The organism is Aurantimonas sp. A3-2-R12 (genome assembly GCF_036016755.1).
GTDB classification, from domain to species: domain Bacteria; phylum Pseudomonadota; class Alphaproteobacteria; order Rhizobiales; family Rhizobiaceae; genus Aurantimonas; species Aurantimonas coralicida_A.
Map to the genome: position 1 here is coordinate 16,069 of NZ_JAYXIH010000012.1, position 22,308 is coordinate 38,376.

A 22,308-nucleotide genomic window follows, 5' to 3' on the forward strand; every position below is an offset into this window, starting at 1 on the left:
CCGCTGGCCGCTTCGGTCTGTACCTGGAGCCGGGAGTTTACTCGGGCAATGGTCTCGTCCGCTGACGGAGAACGGCCGATCAGCCGCCGAACAGGCGCCGGAACAAGGACCGGTCGCTCGACCGGCCGGGATTGACGCGGCCTTCCACCGTCACGCCCGGCGGCGGCGGTCCGTCATAAATGACGACACCCTGCCCGCCGACGTCGGCGGGCGGAAGCGGCGCGCCGGCCTGATTGTAATATTGATCCTCGCCGGCTGGCATCTCGGAATCGTAATAGCGGTCCTCACCATAACCACTGTCTGCGGTGAGCGGGGCTTCCGCCTCGCCGATCCGGTAGTCGCCGGGCAGCGGCACGGCCGGCAGGCCTTCATGGGCGGCGGTCATGAAATCGTGCCAGGCCTGCGCGGGCAACGACCCGCCGGTGACCTTCTGCATCTTGGCGCCGTTGTCGTTGCCGAGCCAGACGCCGGTCGTCAAATTAGCCGTGTAGCCGAGGAACCATGCGTCCTTGTAGTCCTGGGTCGTCCCGGTCTTGCCGGCGGCCTGCCATCCCTCGATCGCCGCCTTGCGGCCGGTGCCGCCGGTGACGACGCGGGTGAGCATCGCGTTCATCATCCCGACGATGTCAGCGGAGACGATGATCGGCGGAACCTCGGCGCCGCGCTCCCATAGCACTTTGCCGCTCTCCGTGGTGATGCGGTTGACGAGGTGCGGAGTCGCCCGATAGCCGCCATTGGCGAAGGGCGCGAAGGCGCCGGTGAGTTCCAGCAGCGAGACTTCCGAGGTTCCGAGCGCGATCGAGGCATTGTCGACCATCGGCGACTCGATACCCATGCGCTTGGCGGTCTCGATCACCGCCGGAGCGCCGACATTGTCCACCAGCCGCGCCGCGACCGTGTTCAGCGACTGGCGGAGCGCGTCGGCGACGGTGACCGGGCCACGATAGCGGTTGTCGTAGTTCTGGGGCGTCCAATTGCCGATCTGGACCGGCGCGTCGTCGATCACCGTCTCGGGACGCCAGCCGTTTTCAAGCGCCGTTTCATAGACGAAAGGCTTGAACGATGAGCCCGGCTGACGCTTGGCGTCGACGGCACGGTTGAACTGGCTCTGGGCGTAGTCGCGGCCACCGACCATGGCGCGGATCGCGCCGGTTCCGTCGACGGCGACGAGCGCGCCTTGCGAGACATTCTGCTTGGCGCCGTCGATGGTCTGACGGATGACCTTCTCGGCAGTCCTTTCGAGTCCGAGATCGATCGTCGTCTCGGCGATGACGTCCTCGGTCACATCACCAATGAGATCGCGAATGTCCCGCATGACGAGGTCGGCGGCATAGTGCTCCGCGCCGGTCCAGTAGCTCTTGGCGGTGGTCGGCTGCTGCGCCTTGGCGGCCGCGTATTCGGCCTCGCCGATGAAGCCCGCCGAGCGCATCGCCCCCAGCACCACCTCGGCGCGCGCCTTGGCGGCAGCCGGATCGCGCGCGGGCGACAGACGCGACGGCGCTTTCAACAGCCCGGCGAGAAGCGCCGCCTCACCCAGATCGACCTCGGAAGCCGTTTTGTTGAAATAGCGCCGCGCGGCCGCCTCGACGCCGGTCGCGCCCGAGCCGAAATAAACCCGGTTGAGATACATCTCCAGAATCTGGTTCTTGGTGAACTTGGTCTCCAGCCACAGCGCCAGGATCGCCTCCTGGATCTTGCGCTGAATGGTCTGTTCCGGATTCAGGAAGATGTTCTTGGCCAGCTGCTGGGTCAGGGTGGAGCCGCCCTGCACCGTTTCGCCCGCCGCCAAATTCTCGTTGAAGGCGCGGATGATGCCGACCGGATCGATGCCCCAATGCTCGTAGAAGCGCCGATCCTCGATGGCGATCACCGCCTGCGGAATGTACGGGCTGACTTCGTCGAGCGAGACCGCCTTGCCGCCGGTCAGGCCGCGATTGGCCATCAGTTCGCCGCCGACCGAAACGATTTTGACGTTCGGCGGGCGATCCGGGATCGCCCAGGCTTCCTGCGGCAGCTTGACGGCGAAATAACCGACCACCGCGGCGACGGCGAGGCCGCCGACGAGGCCGAGCATCAGGAACAGCCGGAAGATGTGGCCGAGGAAGCCGCGCCGGCGCCGTCCACCCCCCGACCCGCCGGAACCACCGCCTTTCGACCGCCGCGCGGTCGAAGCCGGCTTGGCCGTGCGGGTTTTGGCACGGGTGGTCTTGTCGCGAAGCTTGCGGCGCGCGTCGTTGCTCGCCATCGGCACGGTTCTGTCGTCGGCGCTGACGTGGAAATCGTCGTCGCCTTCCGGCCCGTCGAAGGTCGGTTCGATACGCTCGTGCCGTCGTGCCATTTAGCCCAAAGCCCTTTCGGCGAAGAGCATGCCGCCGCGGCGACGGCCCACCCTCAATCATCCCCTTACCAGCGGGAATGCAGTCTAATTGCGGCGATTTAACGGGGCGTTAAGCAATTGAAGTCGGGCTCGGACCCCGGCGTCGGCGTCCTGCGGCCTTGCAGCATCGGATCAAAAAGTGGAGTCCGGTTTTTGGATAATTCCGACGCTCAATCAAACTGTTAGAGCGTCCTTCGTGCGTCCGGCGCTTTAGAACAGGTCGAGCGAGAAACGGCGCGAGATGCCGAGACCGAAGGTGTACTGGTTCTCATCGCCGGCCTTGACGATCGGCGAATCCTTGGCGTCGCCGACCAACCGCTCATAGGAGGCGTCGGCATTGAGGAACCAGTCGGGGACCACCTCGTAGCGCGCCGAGGCCGCGACGCCGACGCTCTTGAAGCCGCCTTCGGGCGCATAGGTGGTGAACCGGCCGCCGGAGGCAAAGGCTTCCGACGTCGTGACCCCGAAATAGGCGTCCATGTAGTCGCTGGAGGCAAAGCTCGCGGTCGGACCGGCCTTGAGGATGATCCGCTCGGTCGGCCGCACGATCAGATTGGCGCCGATGTCGCCGACGAGGCCCTCGCCGCCACCGAAGGCGTAGCGCGCAGCGCCATAGATCTCGGCGTTCTCCCATTCATAGCTGGCCTTGAGGCCCAGCTCGTAGGTGGCGTCGACATCGTTCAGTCCGGCGAGTTCGGGGTAATCTGACGCTTCGCGCTCGCCGGTGTAACCGAAGGACGGACCGATGGAAAAACCGCGACCATCCTTGCCGCCGAAGGCGCCGATGCCGGGAATGCTCAGATATTCGACGCTGACGATCGGCACCGGGGTGATCTGATATTCGTCCGAGCCGTCGTATTCCGGCGAGACGAAACCGGAAATGCCGAGCTCGAAAACAAAATCCGCGTCGCCGTAATCATAGGCGGCCGGGGCGAGCGGCGCTGGGTTCGGATCGTAGGGACCGGCGACGTGATCGGCCGCCGTGACAGCGAGGCTCGAGCCGAGAAGAAGGGCGAGCGCCGCAACGCCGGTACGCACGATCATGTCCTGATACTCCAGCCATTCGCGCCTCATTTTGCCGTGGTGGCACCGGGCACGTTATGCCCCTCGTTCATACCCGAAATCCGGCGAGCGACAATGATCTTTGGCCGGTTTCGCACGCCCCCGCGCAGTTTCCGTCGGCGCCGTTGCTGAGTGACCACAGCGGCGGTTCGTCGCGACTCGCTTGATCGGCTCAGCCGCATCCACCACACTCGCGGCGTTCAAGGCGCGGAGACCGATGCGAAGCGAAATTTGCGAAAAGCTGGCGGTCTTCTGTACTGCCCTGTTCGGCTTAGCGACCGCCTCCGCCGGCCCCGCTGCCTTGGCGCTGGGAGGCGCCGCGGTTGTTTTGACCCTGCCCTCGATTCTGCAAAAGCTGCGGCAAGGCGGGCCGGAGCCCCAGGCGATGATGAAGCGGCTTGAACGCCGGATCGCAGCGAACTACCGCGATTGGGCGCGCAATGGCGGCGACATCACCGACGATCAGATTCCACCGATGGAGGCGGCGCTGGCCGCCGTTCTGCCACGGCTCGCCCTTGACCCTCGCCGGGTGATGGACGCCGGCCGGGACAATTCGGGCCTCGCGACAATCGTTCTGACGGAGGCCAGCATTGCGGCTCCGGGCGACCTTGGTTCGGAGATCGACCCGCAACAGAGGATCAACCGCCGCGCGCTCCACGGTCTCGTTGTCCAGACGCTTGCCGCCCTCGACGGCGACCAGGCCTTCGAAGCGACGATGCAGCCCTGGTTCCAGCGCGAAGTGTTCACGCGCTTCGATCGACTTGAAGCCACAATCGAAAGAGTCGCGCTGTCGGCATCTCAGCAAGCTGAACTGGAGGCAGCCAAGGCGCGGGCGGAAACCGAACTCGGGTCGACCCGATCGCTGATCGATGCCTTCCTCCAGACGATCCTCGATCGGAATGTTCCGCCGGATCAGTGGCCGGTAACTCTGATGCGATTGGCGGCGGACTGGAAAAACGCGGGCCAGCGTATCGACGCCCTGTCCGCGTCACAGAACCTCCTGCCCGAACTCGGCGAACTCCGCGAACAGGCTCTGGAGGCCTATCGACAGGAAGACGTTGACCGCGTCTGGTCCATCCTGTCCGAAATCGAAAGCAAGGAAGCCGAGGCCTACGAACGCCTCCTCGCGCACCGGAGCGAGATCGACGCGGAGTTGGATTTGCGCCGCGAAGGTCTGGTCGAGGCGAAACACGGAAAATTGGCGATTGCGCTGTCGACGTTTCGGACCGAGGAGGCGGCGCATCTGCTGGTCGAAATTCTCGATCTCGAAACCGCCGAAGCCGACCGCTTCACCGCCCTCCGCCGCCTGCAGGACGAATGGTACGTGCGCGGCCGCGACAAGGGCCTCAATCTCGATCTCGATATATCGATCGAACTGGCGCGGATCGCGGTCGAGCGGGCCACGAATAGCGATGAACGCGGCGCGGCATTGAGCAATATGGCGATTGCACTTGCCAGCCTCGGCGAGCGTGAGCGCGGCACACAGCGCCTCGAACAGGCCGCCGACGCCTTCAAAGCCGCCCTAGAGGGACGACCCCGCGATCGCATGCCTCTCGGTTGGGCTGGGACCCAGAACAATCTCGGCAACACACTGGCAATCCTCGGCCAGCGCGAGACGGGCACAGAGCGCCTCGAACAGGCCGTCAACGCCTTCCTCGCCGCCCTCGAAGAATATTCCCGCGACCGCGTCCCCCTCGACTGGGCCCGAACCCAGAACAATCTCGGCACCGCGCTCCGGAGTCTCGGCGAGCGGGAGAGCGGCACCGAACGCCTTGAACAGGCCGTCGATGCCTACAACGCCGCCCTTGAAGAACACACCCGCGATCGCGTGCCCCTCGACTGGGCCATGACCCAGAACAATCTCGGCGGTGCGCTAGCGAGCCTCGGCAAGCAGGAGAGCGGCACCGTGCGCCTCGAACAGGCCATCGACGCCTATCGCGCAGCGCTCGAAGAACGCACCCGCGACCGCGCGCCATTCCTGTGGGCACAAACGCAGGAGAATCTGGCCATCGCGTTTTTCTCGCTTTTCCAGAAACCCAACGAGCAAAGCCGATTGCACTCCGCGCTCGACGCCGTCGACGGCGCGCTGGAGGTTTACCGGGAAGCGCAAGCAGCCTTCTACATCGAGAAAGCCGAGCGCCTGCGGGCCTACATCATCGACGCAATGGACAGGGCCGACGACTGAGAGCTGGACGCCCCAACGAAAAGGGCGCGGCACCCCCTCGGCGCCGCGCCCTTCGTCTGTCCCCGCTCGTCACATGGAGCAATGCGCTCCGCGAGTGCGGTATCCCCGTGATCGATTAAAATAGAGCCATTTCGTTAACGGCTCGTTAACCCGCCGCCCCGCCGAGCGCCGCCAGCACCCTCGCCCAGGAGCGCTGGCCCTTGTGGAAAGAGGTCATCTCGTACTTCTCGTTCGGCGAATGGATGCGGTCGTCGCCGCAGCCGAAGCCGATCAACAGCGACTCCATGCCGAGCCTGTCCTTGAACTCGCCGACCACCGGGATCGAGCCGCCCATGCCGATCATCACCGCCTTGTTCGGCCATTCGTCCGACAAGGCGGCCCGCGCCTTTTCGAGCCATGGCGAATCGAACGGCAGCTGGATCGCCGGCGAGCCGCCATGCGGCGAAAATTCCGCCGTGCAATCGGCCGGCAGGCGCGACGTGACGAATTCGCGGAAGGCGGCGCGGAGCTTTTCCGGGTCCTGACGGAACACCAGCCGGAACGAGACTTTCGCGCTCGCCTCCGCCGCGATCACCGTCTTGAAGCCCTCGCCAGTGTAGCCGCCGGACATGCCGTTGAACTCGGCGGTCGGCCGGGCCCAGACCTGCTCCAGCACCGTACGGCCCTTTTCGCCGGCCGGCATCGACAAGCCGACCTGGCCGAGGAAGTCCGTCTCGGAAAAATCGAGGTCGTCCCAGATCGCGCGGACGTCGTCCGGCAGTTCGTCGACGCCGTCGTAGAAGCCGGGGATCGTCACGCGGCCATCGTCATCGTGGATGTCGGCCAGGATTTTCGCCAGCACGCGGATCGGGTTCTGCGCGGCGCCACCGAAATAACCCGAATGAAGGTCGCGGCTCGCCGCCTTGATCGTCACTTCCTCGCCGACAAGGCCGCGCAGGCCGGTCGAGATCGCCGGCGTCTGCCGGTCCCACATATTGGTGTCGCAGACCAGCGCAACGTCGGCCGAAAGTTCCGCCCGGTTGGCGTCGAGAAAAGGGTTGAGCGAGGGCGAGCCGGATTCCTCCTCCCCCTCCAGGAAGATCGTCACCTTGCAGGGCAGCCCGCCGGTCTCGGCCTTGTAGGCCCGGCAGGCCTCGATGAAGGTCATCAGCTGGCCCTTGTCGTCGGCCGAGCCGCGCGCCACAATCCGCTTGGTCCCGTCCGGCATCTCCCGGATCGTCGGCTCGAAAGGCGGGCTTTCCCACAATTCGAGCGGGTCGACCGGCTGGACGTCGTAATGACCGTAGAACAGGACGTGCGGAGCGCCGGAAGGCCCGTCGTGATGGGCGACGACCATCGGATGGCCGTTCGTGTCGCGCACCGAGGCGTCGAAGCCGATCGCGGCGAGATCGCCGGCCAGATACTCCGCGGCCCGCCGGCAATCGGCGGCATAGGCCGGATCGGTCGAGATCGACGGGATTTTCAGAAGGTCGGTGAGGCGCCCGAGCGCCCGGTCGAGATTGAGGTCGAGGCAGGCGAGCACACTGTCGAGATTGGCCATGAGGGGTCCCGTCGTTGGAGAAAGCGCCACGCGGGCGGCTGCCCCTTTCAGGTCACAGCCGGGCGTCGGACGCGGTCGTCTCGGCGCTATCGTTAAGGGAGCGGGACGGTCGGGATCAAGGCCTCAGCCGGAAGCGGCGTCGGGCCTCACTCCACCATCGCGCCGGGGCCGGGCGTCGCGCCGGGCGGGCATTTGCCGAGGATGATCATGCCGAGCACCTCGTCCTTGGTGACATCGCCGGTCTTGGCGCCGCCGACGATCTGGCCGTTCTTCATAACGATCACCCGGTCGGCGAGATCGAAGACGTCGTGGATGTCGTGGCTGATCAGGAAGATGCCGATGCCGTCCTTTTTCAATTCCTTGATCAGTTCGCCGACCTGCGCGGTCTCCTGCGGCCCGAGCGCGGCGGTCGGCTCGTCCATGATCAGGATCTTGGCGTTGAACAGGATCGCCCTTGCGATCGCGACGGACTGCCGCTGGCCGCCGGACAGCGCTTTCACCGGCTCCTTGAAGCGGCGGAAATTCGGATTGAGCCGGCCCATCACCTTGCGGGCCTCGGCCTCCATCGCGGCGTCGTCGAGCGTGCCCCAAGCCGTCAGGATCTCGCGGCCGAGGAAGAGGTTGGCGGCCGCGTCGACATTGTCGGCGAGCGCCAGCGTCTGGTAGATCGTCTCGATGCCGTAGGCCTTGGCGTCGCGCGGGTTGGAGATCGCGGCCTCCTCGCCGCGCACATGGATCGTGCCGGCATCGCGCTTGTAGGCGCCGGAGAGGATCTTGATCAGCGTCGACTTGCCGGCGCCGTTGTGGCCGAGCAACGCAACGACCTCGCCGGGATACAGGTCGACCGAGGCCCCTTCGACCGCGTGAATGCCGCCGAAGGCGATCGAGATGTCGCGCATGTCGATCAGCGCCGGCCCGCTGCGATCGACGGCGCCGGGGTGGCCGGGGCCGTGGTCGGTGATGGCCTCCATCGTCGTGCTCATGCGGCCCTCCTGCGGTAGGTGGTGTCGATCCAGACGGCGATGACGAGGACGATGCCGACGACGATCGACTGCAGCGGCGAATCGACGCCCAAGAGCACCATGCCCGATTGCAGCGACTGCATGACGAGAGCGCCGAGCATCGCGCCGATGATCGTGCCGGCGCCGCCGGCGAGCGAGGTGCCGCCGATCACCGCCGCGGCGATGACATAGAGCTCGTCGAGCGTGCCGAGGGCGTTGGTGGCCGCGTTGAGGCGGGCCGTGGAGATCGCCGCGCCGAGAGCGGCGAGGCCGCCCATCAGCATGAACACCTTCATCAGCACCCAGCGGGTGTTGATGCCGGCCAGTTCCGCGGCTTCCGGATTGCCGCCGATGGCGAAGACATAGCGGCCGAAGCGGGTGCGGCGGGCGACGAAAGTCATGACGATGCCGACCACGATGGCGAGCAGCACCGGCACGGCGACGCCGTAGCCGATCTGCAGTCCGCCCTCGGGCATTTCGATGCCGTTGGCGGTGGCGTAGCGCCGGGCGATCGCCGACGGCCATTTATAGGCATTGACGATGGCGGCGGCGCCGATAATGGCCACGAAGACGATGGCGCCGATGGTCGCCTCCGCCCAGATAGGCCTGAGTGGGAAGCCGAAGCTGAGGCGGCGGCGCCGCGCGAGGACGAGCGAGACGGCGACCACGACGCAGGCGACGAGAGCGAGCACCCAGGTCCAGGTCTCGCCGAGCGAACCGGTGGCGCCGCCGCCCATCAGCCGGAAGGTATCGTCGAGCGGCGCGACCGTCCGGCCGGAGGTCAGCCACCAGGCGCCGCCGCGCCAGACCAAAAGGCCGCCAAGCGTGACGATGAAGGCCGGCACGCCGAGATAGGCGATGACGTAGCCTTGCAGGCCACCGATCACGACGCCGACGAAAATGCCGCCGAGAAGCGTGATGATCCAGACGAAGGGGCTGTCGAAACCGAGGAGACCGGGCAGGATCTGCGCCTGCAGTGCCGCCATCGCCATGCCGGTGAAGCCGAGGATGGAGCCAACCGACAGGTCGATGTTGCGGGTGACGATGACCAGCACCATGCCGGTCGCCATCACCGCGATCGATGAGGTCTGGACCGTGAGATTCCACAAGTTGCGGGGGGTCAGGAAAATGCCGCCGGACAGGACGTGGAAGACCAGCCAGATGACCAGCAGCGCGCCGACCATGCCGAGCATGCGCGTGTCCACCTCGGTGGCGCGGATGAAGCCCTTGAGGCCACCGCCGCCCGGCGTTGCCGCCGCTCCGGCTGTCGTCCCCGATGTCGCTTGGCTCATGGCCGCCTCCCTCGAGCGGCGCCCTGTCGTTGGTCCCTGATGGACACATCGAGGGCTCGGCTCTGCCGAACTGTGCAACGAATTGCGATGGATAGAAAGCTTGGCGCGGCTTTGCCTTGCGCCTTGAACGATCCTTCGAATGGATCGGAGTGGCCGCCGCCCTCACGGGCCGCGGCCACAGGTCGTTTTAGCCGCAGGCCGGAGTCGAGCCGGCTTCGACACCCTGGCAGACGACGTCCTTCGACACCCAGCCGGCATCGATGATCGTCTGGAGGTTGTCCTTGGTGATCGCGACCGGCTTCAGGAAGATCGACTGCATCTCGACCCCCTTCGGTCCGCCGCTGAACGCCTCGACGTCCGCGACTTCGTTCATCGCCGTCCCGTTCGCGAGGTCGAGCGCGATTTCCGCCGCCCGCTTGCCGAGTTCGCGGGAGTCCTTCCAGACCGAGACGGTCTGGGTGCCGCGGGCAATGCGGTTCAAGGCGGCGTGGTCGGCGTCCTGGCCGGAGACCGGAACGGAGCCGGCCAACCCTTGGGCCTCGAGCGCCGCGACGGCGCCGCCGGCGGTGCCGTCGTTGGAGGCGACGACTGCGTCGACCTCGTTGTTGTTGGCGGTCAGGATCTGTTCCATATTCTGCTGGGCGTTGGCCGGCAGCCAGGCGTCGGTATAGGCCTCGCCGACATTCTTGATCATGCCCGAGTCGATGGCGTCCTTGAGGACTTCCATCTGGCCGGAGAACAGGAAGTCCGCGTTGGGATCGGACGACGAGCCCTTGATGAAGGCGTAATTGCCTTCCGGCTGCGCTTTCAGCACTTCCTGGGCCTGGATGCGGCCGACTTCCTTGTTGTCGAAGGTGATGTAGAAAGCGTCCTGATTTTCGATCAGGCGGTCATAGCCGACCACCGGAATGCCGTTGTTGACGGCGCTTTCGACAGCCGGCGCGATGGCGTCGGAATCCTGCGCCAGGATGATCAGCGCGTCGGCGCCCTGGGAAATCAGCGACTCGACGTCGGTGAGCTGCTTGGAAGCCGACGACTGGGCGTCGGCCGAGATGTAAGTGGCGCCGGCAGCTTCCAGCGCTGCCTTGATGGCCGCCTCGTCGGTCTTCCAGCGCTCTTCTTGGAAGTTGGACCAGGACACGCCGACGGTCTTGCCTTCCTGCGCGGAAACCGCGCCCGCGGCAGCCATCGAGAACACCGCGCCGGCTAGCGCGAGCTTCAGAATTTTCATGAAATCCTCCCGGCGCATCGGCGCCCCACGATCAGACCGACCGGACCGTTCTCCCGACCGGTCGAGACTTTTTCCAAGCCTCGTAAAAAATCGTGACAGCAATTCTCATCCGTGTCAACGTGCCATTCGAGGGACCGCACGATCCGACCAAAAGAGCGGAGGCGCGGCTGGGAGGACAGGCAGGAACATGCTCGCGAAAACCGATGCGGACGACGTGCGGGCGCACAATCGCCGCGCCGTCATCGACCATCTTCGACGGACCCCGGTCTCGACGCGCAAGGCGATGAGCGCGGCCACGGGCCTGTCGGTCTCGGCCGCCTCCGCCATTGCGACGACGTTGCTGCGGGCCGGGCTGATCGTCGAAATCGCCGAGGACGAACGCGCCGCGCGGCGCGGCCGGCCGGGCCGAAGTCTGGCACTCGATGGCTCGGCCGCCAGTGTCGCGGTGGCGAAAATCGCCGTCGGCGAGGTGGCCGTTCGCGTTTGCGACTATCGCGGCGAGCTGCTCGGGGAAGCCCGGCGGGAGTGCGATCTCGCCGCTTTCGGTCAGGATGAGATCGTGCGGCTTCTGGCCACGCTGCTCGGCGAAGCAATGCTCGGATTGGCGGGCAATAGGATGCCGCGAAACCTCGTCGTCGCGGTCCAGGGAAAAACCGACAGCAACGCCCGGCGCATTCTCTGGTCGCCCGCCCTGAAAGCCCGCGACCTCGACATCGCCGGCCCGCTCACCGCCCTGACCGGGGTGCCCGTCGGCGTCTTCAACGATTGTTCGCTGATGCCCGAGGCGTTCCGCTGGAAGCCGGATTTCGCACGGCGCGATTTCGCCACGCTTTTCATCGGCGTCGGTGTCGGCATGGGGCTGCGGCTTGGCGGCACCACTTTTCAGGGCCAGCGCTCCTCGGCGGTCGAGTTCGGCCATATCAACCACATTCCCGGCGGCGCCCTCTGTCGCTGCGGCAATCGCGGCTGCATCGAGGCCTATGCCGGCGACTATGCGATCTGGCGGCGAGCGAACGGGCGGCCGGACGAAATCTCGGCGGGCCGGGTCAGCGATGCCGACATGCATCGTCTGGCGGCACTCGCCCGATCGGGCGAGCCCGCCGCGACTCGGGCCTTTGCCGAGGCGGGCACCGCGATCGGTTACGGTCTCGGGCGCATGTTCACGCTGGTCGATCCCTTGCCGGTCGTCTTCACCGGCTCCGGTGCCCACGCCATGGACTTGCTGGAGCCGGCGATCCGCGCCGGCATCCGCGACAGCGCCATCGACGGGGTCGGCGCCGACATCCCCTTCTCGCTGGCGGACGACGTCGACGAACTGATCTTCGGGGCCGCCACCGCCAAGGGGTTGGCGGCGTGCGACGATGAATTCGCCCGTGCCGGCAACGCCGAAACGAGGGAGGCCGCCTGATGCGATCGACGCTTCTCGCGCTGGGTCTGTCGATCGCCTTGGCCCTCCCCGCCTTCGCTGGCGAGCCAGCCTGGCGCGAAACCGCGATCAAGCAGCGGATCGACCCGGCGAGCCTGGCCGGCCCCCTCTCCGCAAAGGCCCTGCGCGACCTTGTGCAAAAAGGCCGCGACCTGTTCGAGGCGCGCTTCACCATCCTCGACGGCGCCGGCCGCCCGAACGCCACCCAGGCGATCGTCCCGACCACCTCCCGTCGTCCCGCCGAGCAAGCCTTTCAACGGCTCGCCGGCCCCGACGCCAATGCCTGCGCCTCCTGCCACAACGAGCCGGTGACCGGCGGGGCCGGCGGTTTCGTCACCAATGTCTTCGTCTCCGAAGGCTTCGAAAGCGCCGATTTCGACACGCTCGATCCGCAATTTTCTAACGAACGCGGCACCAATCATCTGTTTGGCGCCGGCCTTGTCGAGCTGCTCGCCCGCGAGATGACGGCCGACCTCGTGGCAGCGCGGGCGGAGGCACTGCAACAGGCGCGCGCCTCAGGCGAGCCGGTGCGCATGGACCTCGCCTCGAAGGGCGTTGCCTTCGGCCGGATCACGGCGCTTCCCGATGGCTCGGTCGATCTCGCGGAACTCGACGGCGTCGACGCCGACCTCGTCGTGCGACCCTTCACCCAGAAGGGGGTGATGACGTCGCTGCGCCAGTTCACCGTCAATGCGCTCAACCATCATCATGGCATGCAGCCGGACGAGCGCTGGGGCGCCCGCTGGACCGGGTCGGCGGATTTCGACGGCGACGGCGTCGCCGACGAGATCGGCACAGGCGAGGTTTCGGCGCTGGTCGCCTTTCAGGCGAGCCTGCCGCCGCCGCGCGAGACGGCACCGAACGATCCGGCGTGGCGCAAGGCCGCCGCGATCGGACGTCAGCGTTTCGCCGATCTCGGCTGCGAGACCTGCCATCGCCCGACCCTGCCGCTGGAAAGCCTTGCCTTCGCCGACCCCGGCCCGGTGGATATGGCCGGCACGTTGCGCCAGGGCGATGTGGCAAGCCCGGCGGTCTACGATCTCGCGTTGCTCGATTGGGCGAAAACCCTGCCGCGCAACGACAAGGGCGAGATTCAGGTGCCGCTGTTCGGCGATCTCAAACGCCACCGCATCGCCGACACGAGAACCGCGGCGCTCGGCAACGAGACGCTCGCCCAGCGCTTCGTCGAACGCGACGTGTTCATGACCGCCGAGCTTTGGGGGATCGCCGATACGGGCCCTTACGGCCATCGCGGCGACATGACGACGCTGGACAACGTGATCCGCGCCCATGGCGGCGAGGCGGCGGACAGCGCCAAGGCCTATCGCGACTTGCCCGAGGCGGAGCGCTCGGCGCTGATCGCCTGGCTGAAGACCTTGAGGATCGAACCGTGAGCCGCCGCCTCCGGCCCTCGGTAAATGGCCTTGCGAGCGTCCTCGTCGGGTGCCTCCTCGCCTTCCCCGGCCGCGCAGAAGAAGGCACCGCACTCCCCTTTGCGGGCGATACGCCGGTGTTTCAGGAAGAGGCGAAGGCCGCCGGCATCGACCATGTCTATGGCGGGCCGTGGGAGTTCTTCGTCGGCGGTGGCGGCGCGGCCTTCGACTGCAATGGCGACCGCTTCCCGGACGTCTTCCTCGCCGGCGGCAAGGGCGAAGGCGCGTTCTACGTCAACCGATCCGAGGCCGGCGGTCCGCTTTTGTTCGAAAAACGCGCCCAGGATATCGACCCGAAGGACCTTGCCAACGTCACCGGCGCCTATCCGCTCGACATCGACCAGGATGGCCGCGAGGATCTCGTGCTCTTGCGGGTCGGCGGCAATATCCTCTTGAAGGGCGGCCCCGACTGTCGTTTCGACAAGGCGAATTTCGACTGGAAATTCGACGGCGGCCGCGCCTGGACGACGGCGTTCTCCGCGATCGTCGAGCCGGGCGCGCGGTTTCCGACGCTCGCCTTCGGCAATTATGTCGACCGCTCAGCGCCCGGCTCGCCCTGGGGCACCTGCGCCGACAACGTCCTGCTGCGTTCCAAGCAGGGCGAGGCACCGGACTATTCCGAGCCGACGGTTCTGACGCCGGGCTATTGCGCCCTGTCGATGCTGTTCACCGACTGGAACCGCTCGGGCGAGCCGGCGCTCAGGATCACCAACGACCGGCAATATTATCGCGGCGGCGAGGAGCAACTGTGGCGCGTCGAGCCCGGCCGGGCGCCGCGCCACTATCGCAAGGCCGATGGCTGGCAACATTTGACTATCTGGGGCATGGGCATCGCCGAGGGCGACATCGACGGCGACGGCACCCCGGAATACGCCCTGACCTCGATGGGCGACACCAAGCTGCAATTCCTCGACCGCGAATTCGAGGACGCCCCGACCTATCGCGACGAAGCGTATGAGCGCGGCGCGACCGCGCACCGGCCCTACGAGGACGACGCGGGCAAGCCGTCGACCGGCTGGCACGCGGGCTTTGCCGATTTCAACAACGACACCGCGCTCGATCTCTTCATTGCCAAGGGAAATGTCGAGGCGATGCCCGATTTCGCCACCTATGACCCGGACAATCTCCTGATGGGCGGCTTTAACAGCCGCTTCACCGAGCGCGGCGGCGAGGCGGGCCTCGCCCTGCCGACCAAGGGGCGCGGAGCGCTGATCAGCGATTTCAACCTCGACGGCGCGCTGGACCTCCTGGTCGTCAATCGCGGTGACCCGGCGAGCCTGTTCCGCAATCTCGGGGCGAAGACCGATTTCGGCCAACGGCCGCTGGGCAATTTTCTTCAGATCGCGCTTGGCCAGGAGGACGCCAACCGGACAGCGCTTGGCGCGAAGCTCGCGGTCCGCGTCGGCACGAAGACGATCAACCGCACGATTCAGGTTGGCGGCGGCCATGCCGCAGGTACGTCCGGCTTCGTCCATGTCGGCCTCGGCACCGCCGAGCGCGCCGAAGTGCGGGTGCAATGGCCGGATGGCGAATGGAGCCATCCTTACCGGGTCTTCGCCAACAATTTCGTGTTGATCGACCGGGGCGCTGCGGACGCCCGCTATTGGTATCCCGACGCCGACCGCCCGGTCACGCGTCCGGCAAGGGCCGCCGACATCCGCTGAGGAAAACCCTCATTTGCCGAGCGACGGGGCGGTGGCCAGCGACACCGACTTGATCTGGGCAAACAGCTGGTCGCCGACGGCAAGGCCCAGCCGCGCCGCCGAGCGCCGCGTCACCTTGGCGACGAAACTCAACTCCGGCGCTCCGTCGAGGGCGAGCACGAAAGCCAGGCTGGCGGCCGCGGCGGTCGGCTCGACCGCGACGATCCGCACCGCAAGCGTGTTGAGGATGGTCGAAAGGGTCGGGACCTCGCGCGACAGGCTGACGTCGCTGGCCTCGATGCGCAGGCGCCGCAGCCCGCCGATGTCGTCCGGCCCGCAGCCGTCGACGAACACCCGCTGGCCGCCGAGATCGAGTTCGGCCAGCGCGTCCGCCGCGTCAAACGCCACCACCCGCGCCGGCAGCACCGAGGCCGCGTGCGGATCGCGCACGAAGCCGAGACCGGCGTCGGTCAGCGCCATGTTGAGCGGGCCGCTGGCGCGGACCCGGCCGGCTTCGAGCACGACGATCCGGTCGGCGAGACGCTCGACCTCGGAGATATCGTGGCTGATATAGAGGATCGGGATTCGCAGCCGATCGTGCAGCGCCTCGAAATACGGCAGGATCTCATCCTTCGCCATGCGGTCGAGGGCTGCCAGCGGCTCGTCCATCAACAACAGGCGTGGCCGCGACAGGATCGCGCGCCCGAGGGCGACGCGCTGGCGTTCGCCGCCTGACAGCGTCGTCGGTGAGCGGGCGAGCAGCGGACGCAGGCCGAGCAGGCCGACGATCTCGGCGAACCGCCCTTCATCGAGGCCGCCAACGCTGCGTCGCGCGCCATAGACGAGGTTTTTGAAGACCGTCAGATGGGCGAACAGGCTTGCTTCCTGGAAGACGTAGCCGATCTCGCGCCGGTGCGGCGGGCGAAAGGTTCGGGCATCCTGCCAGGTCTCGGAGCCGACCACGACGCGGCCCGTAAGCCGGGTGAGGCCGGCGATGGCCCGGAGCACCGTGGTCTTGCCCGAGCCGGAGGGTCCGAACAGGGCGGTGACGCCGGAGGCGGGCAGATCGAAGGCGACGTCGAGCGCGAACTGCCCCAGCCGGCCCGCAAGCGCGATGTCGATGCGGGGTGTCTCCGCTTTGGAGCCATCATGGGTCGTCACGGCTGCGGTTGCCCCATCCGCCGGCCGATCAGCGTCATGGTCAGGATGACGAGGAAGGAAAACACCAGCATGCCGCCGGCGAGGATATGCGCCTCGGTCCAGCGCAGGGTCTCGACGTAATCATAGATCGCCACCGACAGCACCTTGGTCTCGCCGGGAATGCTGCCGCCGATCATCAGGACGACACCGAACTCGCCGACGGTGTGGGCGAAGCCGAGCACCGCGCCGGTGAGGAAGCCCGGCCGCGCCAGCGGCAGCGCCACCGTCAGGAACCGGTCGAGCGGCGCGGCGCGCAGCGTCGCCGCGACCTCCAGCGGGCGCTCCCCGATCGCCTCGAAGGCGTTGCGGATCGGCTGCACGACGAAGGGCATGGAATAGACCACCGAGCCGATCACCAGCCCCTCGAAGCTGAAGGCGAGCGTTCTCACGCCGAGAAGCCCGCCGAGACCGTCCGGCCCGAGCGCGATAAGAAGATAGAAGCCGAGGACGGTCGGCGGCAGCACCAGCGGCAGCGCGACGAGCGTGCCGACGATCTCTTTCCACCGCGCCCGGGATCGCGCCAGCCACCAGGCGAGCGGCGTGCCGATCAGCAACAGGATCAGCGTTGTCGCGGTCGCGAGCTCGAGGGTCAGAACGACAGCACTGAGGATTTCACCACCTTCGAACACCGCGTCAATCGCCCGTGTCGTAGCCGAACTGGCGAATGATCGCAGCCGCTTCCGGCCCCTTCAGGAAATCCAGAAACGCTTTCGCGGTTTCGCTCTTACGACCGGTTTCGAGCAGCACCGCGTCCTGCCGGATCGGCGGGTAAAGATCGGCTGGAACCTCCCAGAGAGAGCCGTTTTCGTTGCCGGCGACCTGCGCCAGGGCGACGAAGCCGAGTTCGGCATTGCCTGTCTGAACAAACTGGAAGGTTTGGGCGATATTGGTGCCCTGGACGAACTTCGGCTCCAGCGCGTCGTAGACGCCGAGTGCCCGCATCGCCGCAACGGCGGCAGCCCCATAGGGAGCGGTCAGGGGATTGGCGATGGCGATCCTGTCGAAATCCCCGGCTTTCAGCGTCTCCTCGCCGGTGACCCGGTCCGGATCGGCGCTGTAGAGCACAATTTTGCCGATGGCGTAGGTGAAGACCGTACCCGGAACGCCCAGCTTCTCCGCCACCGCCTTTTTCGGTCGCGCGTCGTCGGCGGCCAGAAACACCGCGAACGGCGCGTTCTGGGAAATCTGCGTATAGAGCGTACCGGTCGAGCCGAAGCTGAGTTCCGCCGTGTCGCCGGTCTTCGCCGCAAAGGCGGTGGCGATCGCCTTGGCCGCCTCGGTGAAGTTCGCCGTCACCGCGACGCGCACCGTCGCGGCATGCGCAAAAGACGGCACGCACAGCACGACGAAAAGACCAGCGACGGCAAAAAGGCAGTTCCAGCGACGCAAGCGACATCCTTTGCTTGGGCATGAGGTCAGCCGGACCATAAACGCCCGAACCGCGGCCCGCCAGAGCGCCCGCGCCCTCAGCGAGTGGCGAGCGCCTGGTCGATCTCGGCCGCCGTCGGCATCGCCGATTGAGCCCCGACCCGGCGACAGGCGAGCGACCCCGCGACGACCGCACGTTCAGCCGCGGCTTCGGTCGACAGCCCCTCGCCGAGACCCGCGGCGAACACGCCGACGAAGGTATCGCCGGCACCGGTCGTATCGATCGGCTCCACCGCCAGTGCCGGAATCGGGTGAATGGCTTCGCCCTCGGCGACCAGCGCGCCCTTGGCTCCCAGCGTGGCGATGACAACGAGGTCGAAGCGGGCGGCGAGAGCGGTCGCCAGCGCGCCGGGCTCGTCCCCGCCGATTCCGGACAGTCCGGCGGCGGCGGCAAGTTCGCTCTCGTTGACGATGAGATAGTCGGCCGGCGCCAGCAGCCGCGCCAAATCGTCGGCATCGAGTTGGGCGGGCACGGGAGCCAGATTGACCACCACGCGCCCGCCTTTGGCTCGGGCTCGCTCCGCCGCCACAAAACTCGCGGCGAGCGGCGTTTCCATTTGCAGCACCAGCACGCTGGACGGGTCGAGCAGACCGTCCGGCAGCGCCGACGCGTCGAGACGGGCATTGGCGCCGCTCGCCACCGTGATGGCATTTTCGCCGCCGCTGTCGATGCTGATGAAGGCGCAGCCGGTCCGAGCTGGCGCCGTCTGCAGGCCGGTAACGTCGATGCCCTCATTGGCCAGATTGCCGGTGACCGCCCTGCCCAGTTCGTCGTCCCCGACTGCGCCGACCATCGCGACGCGGTTGGCCGCGCCGAGAACGCGCGCGGCGGCGACCGCCTGGTTGGCACCCTTGCCGCCGAACAACTGTTCGTAGTCGGGGGCAAGCACCGTCTCGCCCGGACGCGCGATCGCCGCGACCCGGCAGACCAGATCGACGTTCAGCGAGCCGAAGACGAGGACGGACGCGGCTTTTAAATCCCGGTCAGCTTGATCGGCCATGGCCTGTTCCTTCGCTCGCATCGTTCGAGGAAACGCCGAGAGAGGCAAACGCGTCACCCATCAACCGGTAGCCTGAGCCGCATGGGAAAACCCGCCGCGTCATGCCGGGCTCAGTTCCCGCCCCCGGGATGCCGGTGGATCGGATCGACCCAATAGACCTCCTCCGGCCGCTCGACCGGATCGACGTCGGTGATGTTGACGACCACCGCCTCGTTGTCGGAGCGCACGAGCACGCATTCGAGCGGATTTTCGGGATCGGCGTTGATCTCCTGATGCGGCACGTAGGGTGGCACGAAGATGAAGTCGCCAGCGGCCGCTTCCGCCACGAATTCCAGCCGTTCGCCCCAGCGCATGCGGGCCTTGCCGCGCAAGACGAAGATGACGCTTTCCAGCGCACCGTGATGATGGACGCCGGTCTTGGCGTCGGGCTCGATGGTGACCGTGCCAGCCCAGATTTTCTGTGCTCCGACGCGGGCGTGATTGATGGCAGCTTGGCGAAACATGCCGGGCGTCTGCGCCGTATTGGAATCGAGTTGATCGCCCTTGATGACGCGGACCCCGTCATTCTTCCAGCGGGGCTCGTCGGAGAGATGTGGAGTATCGGTCATACGGCTCGCCATCGAAAGTGAGAAAAGGCCATCTGCCGACGCTAGCGCGAAGCGGGCCGGCGCAAAAGCCTCTGGCCAAGGAGAAACCGTTGGTCCGGATTTGAATCGAAAAGTACCGGCCGAGACCAGACGCGGTCCCCCGCCGGTGCTTGAATGAGCGCCTCGGCTCAGGCGGCGAGCTTGCCGCGGATCGGATAGTCGTTTTCGAGGATGAAGCCGAGCCCCTTCTTCAAGCCGTCCAGCGTCGGGCGGGCAAAGGGAATGCTCTGGAAATGCAGCGCATAGATCGTGCCATCGGGGTAGATCATCGCGATGCCGGGCTCGGCGAAACGCGCCGGCTCGGAATCCTTCTCCTTGGCGGAAATGAACAGCCCCCATTCGCGGGCGCTTTCCTCGGTCAGACCGTAGCCGATCGGCAGATCGGCGATCTTCCACTCCTGCTTCTGCCGTTCGGCCCGCTCCTTCGAATCCATCGACACGGCATGAACCGAGACGCCGATCGCCGCGAACGCGGCGCGCTTTTCGTTCAGTTCTTCCATCTGCGTCTTGCAGATCGGGCAATGAACACCGCGATAGAAGAACACCAGCGACATCTTTGCGGGTTTATCGGCGGCCAGATCGAAGGCGGGACCGCCAAGAACCTCCACAGCCAGCTTCGGAGCCTTGTCGCCTGGAATGGGGGTGGTGTGTCGCATGATATCGTCCTTCGGTTTCAGATGAATCTTGGGATTGTCGTCCCCAGGAATGCCGCCGAAGCGCTGGGGTTGCGTGTCACTTTTTCGTGCGGTCCGGTTTAAGCCCCGCGGCGCCCCGCTCCCGCGCTGTTCGATTTCGGCATCGTAGGCGACCGTCCACCCCGTGAAGGGTGCGGCGAATTAATTTTCCCCACCTCGACGTTACAAATCTCGCCCCCGCCGCGAAGAACCATCGAGCGTGCAGGTTTCTTGCCGCGCCGAACACGTCGGTGCGGCAAACCGGGCTGGCACCGCTCGCACGATCTTTCGGGGATCGGCCTCGGAGTCGGAAGAAGGTGGAGGAACTCATGAAATTTCGTTCGAAGCTGGTTGGAAGCCTCGTCGTCGCCTCGGCGCTGACCATGGCTGTGGCCCAGGCGCAGACCCCGCCGTTTGGCCAGGAAGAAGACACCGCCTATGCCCAGAAGGTCTGGGCGGCGATGGAACAGCTGAATCTCGCCGGCGACGGCGCCATTCACGCCTTTCCCTATGCCGGCACCGACCCGCACGGCATGATGCTCGAGACCTTCTATCTCAACGCCGAGATCGACGGTCAGGCCGGCTCGCTGGTGGTTAAGAACAATTACGGCCCCGAAGGCGTGACCGCCGACCAGGTCCTGGCCGACCCGGGCGGGCATCTCGGTGCGGTCACGGTCATGTTCAAGCGCGAGGCCGGTTACGACGCGGAGAACAAGGATTGGTTCTACGCCAAATATCTGCCGGACGGTTCGCTGGACAAGAACCCGAAGGGGATGGAACTGGCCGGCCGGGTCGCCAAGGGCAACGCCGAGGCTGGCTGCATCGCCTGCCATTCGGGCGCACCGGGCGAGGACTTTCTGTTCACCACCGACCGCACCGACTGGTAGCAAGCTAATCCCGAAGCGCGATCACCGTCAGCGGTTCGCGCTTCGGCTTGCCCCGTCAGCCCTTCGCGGACGCTGGTTCGGTCAGCCCGAACTCGGCGAGGACCCGCTCGGTGTCCTCCCCGAGGGCCGGCACCTTGCCGAATTCCGGAAGCGTGTCGTCGATGAGGAAGCCCGGCGCCAGCATGGTGACCGGGCCTGTCGGCGTATCGACCGTCACCGTCCGGTTCTGGGCGTGGTTCTTCAAATCTTCCATGTCGGACAACCGGCCATAGGCGATCTGCGCCGCCTCGAGGCGCGCGGCCATGGCGTCGCGATCATGGCGAGCGAAGATGCACTGGATGATCGCCTCCAGCGCCGGCCGGTTGGCGACGCGCTGGTTGTTCGAGGCAAACCGTTCATCGGTGGCCAATTCAGGTTGCTCCAAGGCCTTGGCGCAGAGATTGACCCATTCGCGCTCGTTCTGGATCGACAACAGGATGGCGCGGCCGTCGGAGCATTCGTACACCCCGTAAGGGGCGATGGTCGGGTGGCGGAGGCCGTTGCGGGGCGGCGTCAGGCCGCCATAGACATATTGCAGATAGGGGACATTCATCCAGTCGGAGAGGGCGTGGAACAGCGACAGCGAGATGTGCCGCCCGGCGCCGGTCCGCTCGCGGGCGTAGAGCGCCTGCATGATGCTGGATAGCGCGGTCATCCCGGCGGCGATGTCGCAGACCGAAACGCCGACCCGCGCCGGCCCGTGTTCGTTGCCGGTGACGGAGGAAAGGCCCGTCTCCGCCTGCACCAGAAGGTCATAGGCCTTCAGATGTGCGAGCGGGCCGTCGTCGCCATAGCCGGAAATCGAGCAGGTGATCAGCCGCGGATAACGCGCCCGCAGTTCACCCACGTCGAAGCCGAGCCGCGAAATCACGCCGGGGGCGAGATTCTGGATGAAGATATCGGCCTTACCGATCAGCCCGGCGAGGCGTTCGCGATCTGTCGCATCCTTGAGGTCGAGCCGGACCGATTCCTTGCCGCGATTGAGCCAGACGAAATAGGCGCTCTCGCCGTGGACGAAGCTGTCATAGCCGCGAGCGAAATCGCCCTCCGGGCGCTCGATCTTCAACACCCGCGCACCGGCGTCGGCGAGTCGCCCCGAGACATAGGGCGCGGCGACGGCCTGCTCGACGGAAACGACGAGAACGCCGGCGAGATCATTGTTCATTCAGGGGCTCCGCTTCGCTGCGTGATGGCCGGGTGATCACTTTCAGCCGATTGTCGCGCCGCGTTTTACTGAACCGC

Annotated in this window: 18 protein-coding genes; 5 read left to right on the forward strand and 13 right to left on the reverse strand. The window is 66.4% G+C overall.

Features of this window, described 5'->3' with window-relative positions; translation table 11 throughout:
• Positions 1–79 precede the first annotated feature (79 nt).
• The gene (locus VSX60_RS08235) at positions 80–2,338 is read right to left on the reverse strand and encodes a transglycosylase domain-containing protein (RefSeq protein ID WP_327623674.1); all 2,259 of its coding nucleotides are present in this window, start codon (positions 2,336–2,338) and stop codon (positions 80–82) included.
• A gap of 249 nt (positions 2,339–2,587) precedes the next feature.
• Positions 2,588–3,421, reverse strand: a complete 834-nt coding sequence (locus VSX60_RS08240; RefSeq protein WP_327623675.1) for a MipA/OmpV family protein — start codon at positions 3,419–3,421, stop codon at positions 2,588–2,590.
• 235 nt (positions 3,422–3,656) lie between these two features.
• Between VSX60_RS08240 and VSX60_RS08245 the strand changes: the two genes are divergently transcribed.
• Positions 3,657–5,624 carry a tetratricopeptide repeat protein gene (locus VSX60_RS08245; protein ID WP_327623676.1) on the forward strand — a complete coding sequence of 656 codons (1,968 nt, stop codon included), beginning with the start codon at positions 3,657–3,659 and terminating at the stop codon, positions 5,622–5,624.
• Between the two features lie 145 nt (positions 5,625–5,769).
• On the opposite strand, the gene VSX60_RS08250 is transcribed toward VSX60_RS08245, so the two are convergent.
• From VSX60_RS08250 to xylF, 4 genes are all read right to left on the reverse strand, one after another.
• Positions 5,770–7,164, reverse strand: a complete 1,395-nt coding sequence (locus VSX60_RS08250) for a dipeptidase (RefSeq protein WP_327623677.1) — start codon at positions 7,162–7,164, stop codon at positions 5,770–5,772.
• Positions 7,165–7,310: 146 nt separating this feature from the next.
• A complete protein-coding gene (locus tag VSX60_RS08255; RefSeq protein WP_442872864.1) occupies positions 7,311–8,135 on the reverse strand; it encodes an ATP-binding cassette domain-containing protein in 825 nt (274 codons plus the stop codon).
• Positions 8,136–8,143: 8 nt separating this feature from the next.
• Positions 8,144–9,457 carry a sugar ABC transporter permease gene (locus VSX60_RS08260; protein WP_327623679.1) on the reverse strand — a complete coding sequence of 438 codons (1,314 nt, stop codon included), beginning with the start codon at positions 9,455–9,457 and terminating at the stop codon, positions 8,144–8,146.
• 187 nt (positions 9,458–9,644) lie between these two features.
• Entirely contained in the window at positions 9,645–10,688 is a 1,044-nt protein-coding gene (gene xylF, locus VSX60_RS08265; protein ID WP_327623680.1) for a D-xylose ABC transporter substrate-binding protein, read from the reverse strand.
• 187 nt (positions 10,689–10,875) lie between these two features.
• On the opposite strand from xylF, the gene VSX60_RS08270 reads away from it, so the two are divergent.
• The 3 genes from VSX60_RS08270 to VSX60_RS08280 are packed head-to-tail and all read left to right on the forward strand — an operon-like array spanning position 10,876 to position 15,211.
• Positions 10,876–12,096 carry an ROK family protein gene (locus VSX60_RS08270; protein ID WP_327623681.1) on the forward strand — a complete coding sequence of 407 codons (1,221 nt, stop codon included), beginning with the start codon at positions 10,876–10,878 and terminating at the stop codon, positions 12,094–12,096.
• A complete protein-coding gene (locus VSX60_RS08275; protein WP_327623682.1) occupies positions 12,096–13,508 on the forward strand; it encodes a di-heme oxidoredictase family protein in 1,413 nt (470 codons plus the stop codon). Before VSX60_RS08270 ends, VSX60_RS08275 begins: the two co-directional genes overlap by 1 nt.
• Positions 13,505–15,211: a CRTAC1 family protein gene (locus VSX60_RS08280; protein ID WP_327623683.1), complete on the forward strand. Its 1,707-nt coding sequence runs from the start codon at positions 13,505–13,507 to the stop codon at positions 15,209–15,211. Before VSX60_RS08275 ends, VSX60_RS08280 begins: the two co-directional genes overlap by 4 nt.
• 9 nt (positions 15,212–15,220) lie before the next feature.
• Here the strand turns inward: VSX60_RS08280 and modC are convergent, their stop codons facing one another.
• From modC to VSX60_RS08310, 6 genes are all read right to left on the reverse strand, one after another.
• The gene (modC, locus tag VSX60_RS08285; RefSeq protein ID WP_327623684.1) at positions 15,221–16,351 is read right to left on the reverse strand and encodes a molybdenum ABC transporter ATP-binding protein; all 1,131 of its coding nucleotides are present in this window, start codon (positions 16,349–16,351) and stop codon (positions 15,221–15,223) included.
• On the reverse strand, positions 16,348–17,019 hold the full coding sequence (modB, locus tag VSX60_RS08290; protein ID WP_327623685.1) for a molybdate ABC transporter permease subunit: 672 nt from the start codon (positions 17,017–17,019) through the stop codon (positions 16,348–16,350). Before modB ends, modC begins: the two co-directional genes overlap by 4 nt.
• Before the next feature lie 4 nt (positions 17,020–17,023).
• Entirely contained in the window at positions 17,024–17,818 is a 795-nt protein-coding gene (gene modA, locus VSX60_RS08295; protein ID WP_442873071.1) for a molybdate ABC transporter substrate-binding protein, read from the reverse strand.
• Between the two features lie 38 nt (positions 17,819–17,856).
• On the reverse strand, positions 17,857–18,819 hold the full coding sequence (locus VSX60_RS08300) for a ribokinase (RefSeq protein WP_327623687.1): 963 nt from the start codon (positions 18,817–18,819) through the stop codon (positions 17,857–17,859).
• Positions 18,820–18,929: 110 nt separating this feature from the next.
• Positions 18,930–19,427, reverse strand: a complete 498-nt coding sequence (locus tag VSX60_RS08305) for a cupin domain-containing protein (RefSeq protein ID WP_327623688.1) — start codon at positions 19,425–19,427, stop codon at positions 18,930–18,932.
• 167 nt (positions 19,428–19,594) lie between these two features.
• Entirely contained in the window at positions 19,595–20,122 is a 528-nt protein-coding gene (locus tag VSX60_RS08310) for a redoxin domain-containing protein (protein WP_327623689.1), read from the reverse strand.
• Positions 20,123–20,469: 347 nt separating this feature from the next.
• On the opposite strand from VSX60_RS08310, the gene VSX60_RS08315 reads away from it, so the two are divergent.
• The gene (locus tag VSX60_RS08315; protein ID WP_327623690.1) at positions 20,470–21,027 is read left to right on the forward strand and encodes a cytochrome P460 family protein; all 558 of its coding nucleotides are present in this window, start codon (positions 20,470–20,472) and stop codon (positions 21,025–21,027) included.
• 55 nt (positions 21,028–21,082) lie between these two features.
• Here the strand turns inward: VSX60_RS08315 and VSX60_RS08320 are convergent, their stop codons facing one another.
• Complete coding sequence (locus VSX60_RS08320) at positions 21,083–22,231, reverse strand: CaiB/BaiF CoA transferase family protein (RefSeq protein ID WP_327623691.1); 1,149 nt, start codon at positions 22,229–22,231, stop codon at positions 21,083–21,085.
• Positions 22,232–22,308 lie beyond the last annotated feature (77 nt).

Bases quoted from the DNA above. Each gene is read 5' to 3' on its own strand.
- VSX60_RS08235 (WP_327623674.1), bottom strand. From the start codon at position 2,338: ATGGCACGACGGCACGAGCGTATCGAACCGACCTTCGACGGGCCGGAA.
- VSX60_RS08275 (WP_327623682.1), top strand. From the start codon at position 12,096: ATGCGATCGACGCTTCTCGCGCTGGGTCTGTCGATCGCCTTGGCCCTC.
- VSX60_RS08250 (WP_327623677.1), bottom strand. From the start codon at position 7,164: ATGGCCAATCTCGACAGTGTGCTCGCCTGCCTCGACCTCAATCTCGAC.
- VSX60_RS08255 (WP_442872864.1), bottom strand. From the start codon at position 8,135: ATGGAGGCCATCACCGACCACGGCCCCGGCCACCCCGGCGCCGTCGAT.
- VSX60_RS08260 (WP_327623679.1), bottom strand. From the start codon at position 9,457: ATGAGCCAAGCGACATCGGGGACGACAGCCGGAGCGGCGGCAACGCCG.
- VSX60_RS08315 (WP_327623690.1), top strand. From the start codon at position 20,470: ATGAAATTTCGTTCGAAGCTGGTTGGAAGCCTCGTCGTCGCCTCGGCG.
- VSX60_RS08245 (WP_327623676.1), top strand. From the start codon at position 3,657: ATGCGAAGCGAAATTTGCGAAAAGCTGGCGGTCTTCTGTACTGCCCTG.
- VSX60_RS08300 (WP_327623687.1), bottom strand. From the start codon at position 18,819: ATGGCCGATCAAGCTGACCGGGATTTAAAAGCCGCGTCCGTCCTCGTC.
- xylF (WP_327623680.1), bottom strand. From the start codon at position 10,688: ATGAAAATTCTGAAGCTCGCGCTAGCCGGCGCGGTGTTCTCGATGGCT.
- modA (WP_442873071.1), bottom strand. From the start codon at position 17,818: ATGGTCCGGCTGACCTCATGCCCAAGCAAAGGATGTCGCTTGCGTCGC.
- VSX60_RS08240 (WP_327623675.1), bottom strand. From the start codon at position 3,421: ATGATCGTGCGTACCGGCGTTGCGGCGCTCGCCCTTCTTCTCGGCTCG.
- VSX60_RS08305 (WP_327623688.1), bottom strand. From the start codon at position 19,427: ATGACCGATACTCCACATCTCTCCGACGAGCCCCGCTGGAAGAATGAC.
- VSX60_RS08310 (WP_327623689.1), bottom strand. From the start codon at position 20,122: ATGCGACACACCACCCCCATTCCAGGCGACAAGGCTCCGAAGCTGGCT.
- VSX60_RS08320 (WP_327623691.1), bottom strand. From the start codon at position 22,231: ATGAACAATGATCTCGCCGGCGTTCTCGTCGTTTCCGTCGAGCAGGCC.
- VSX60_RS08270 (WP_327623681.1), top strand. From the start codon at position 10,876: ATGCTCGCGAAAACCGATGCGGACGACGTGCGGGCGCACAATCGCCGC.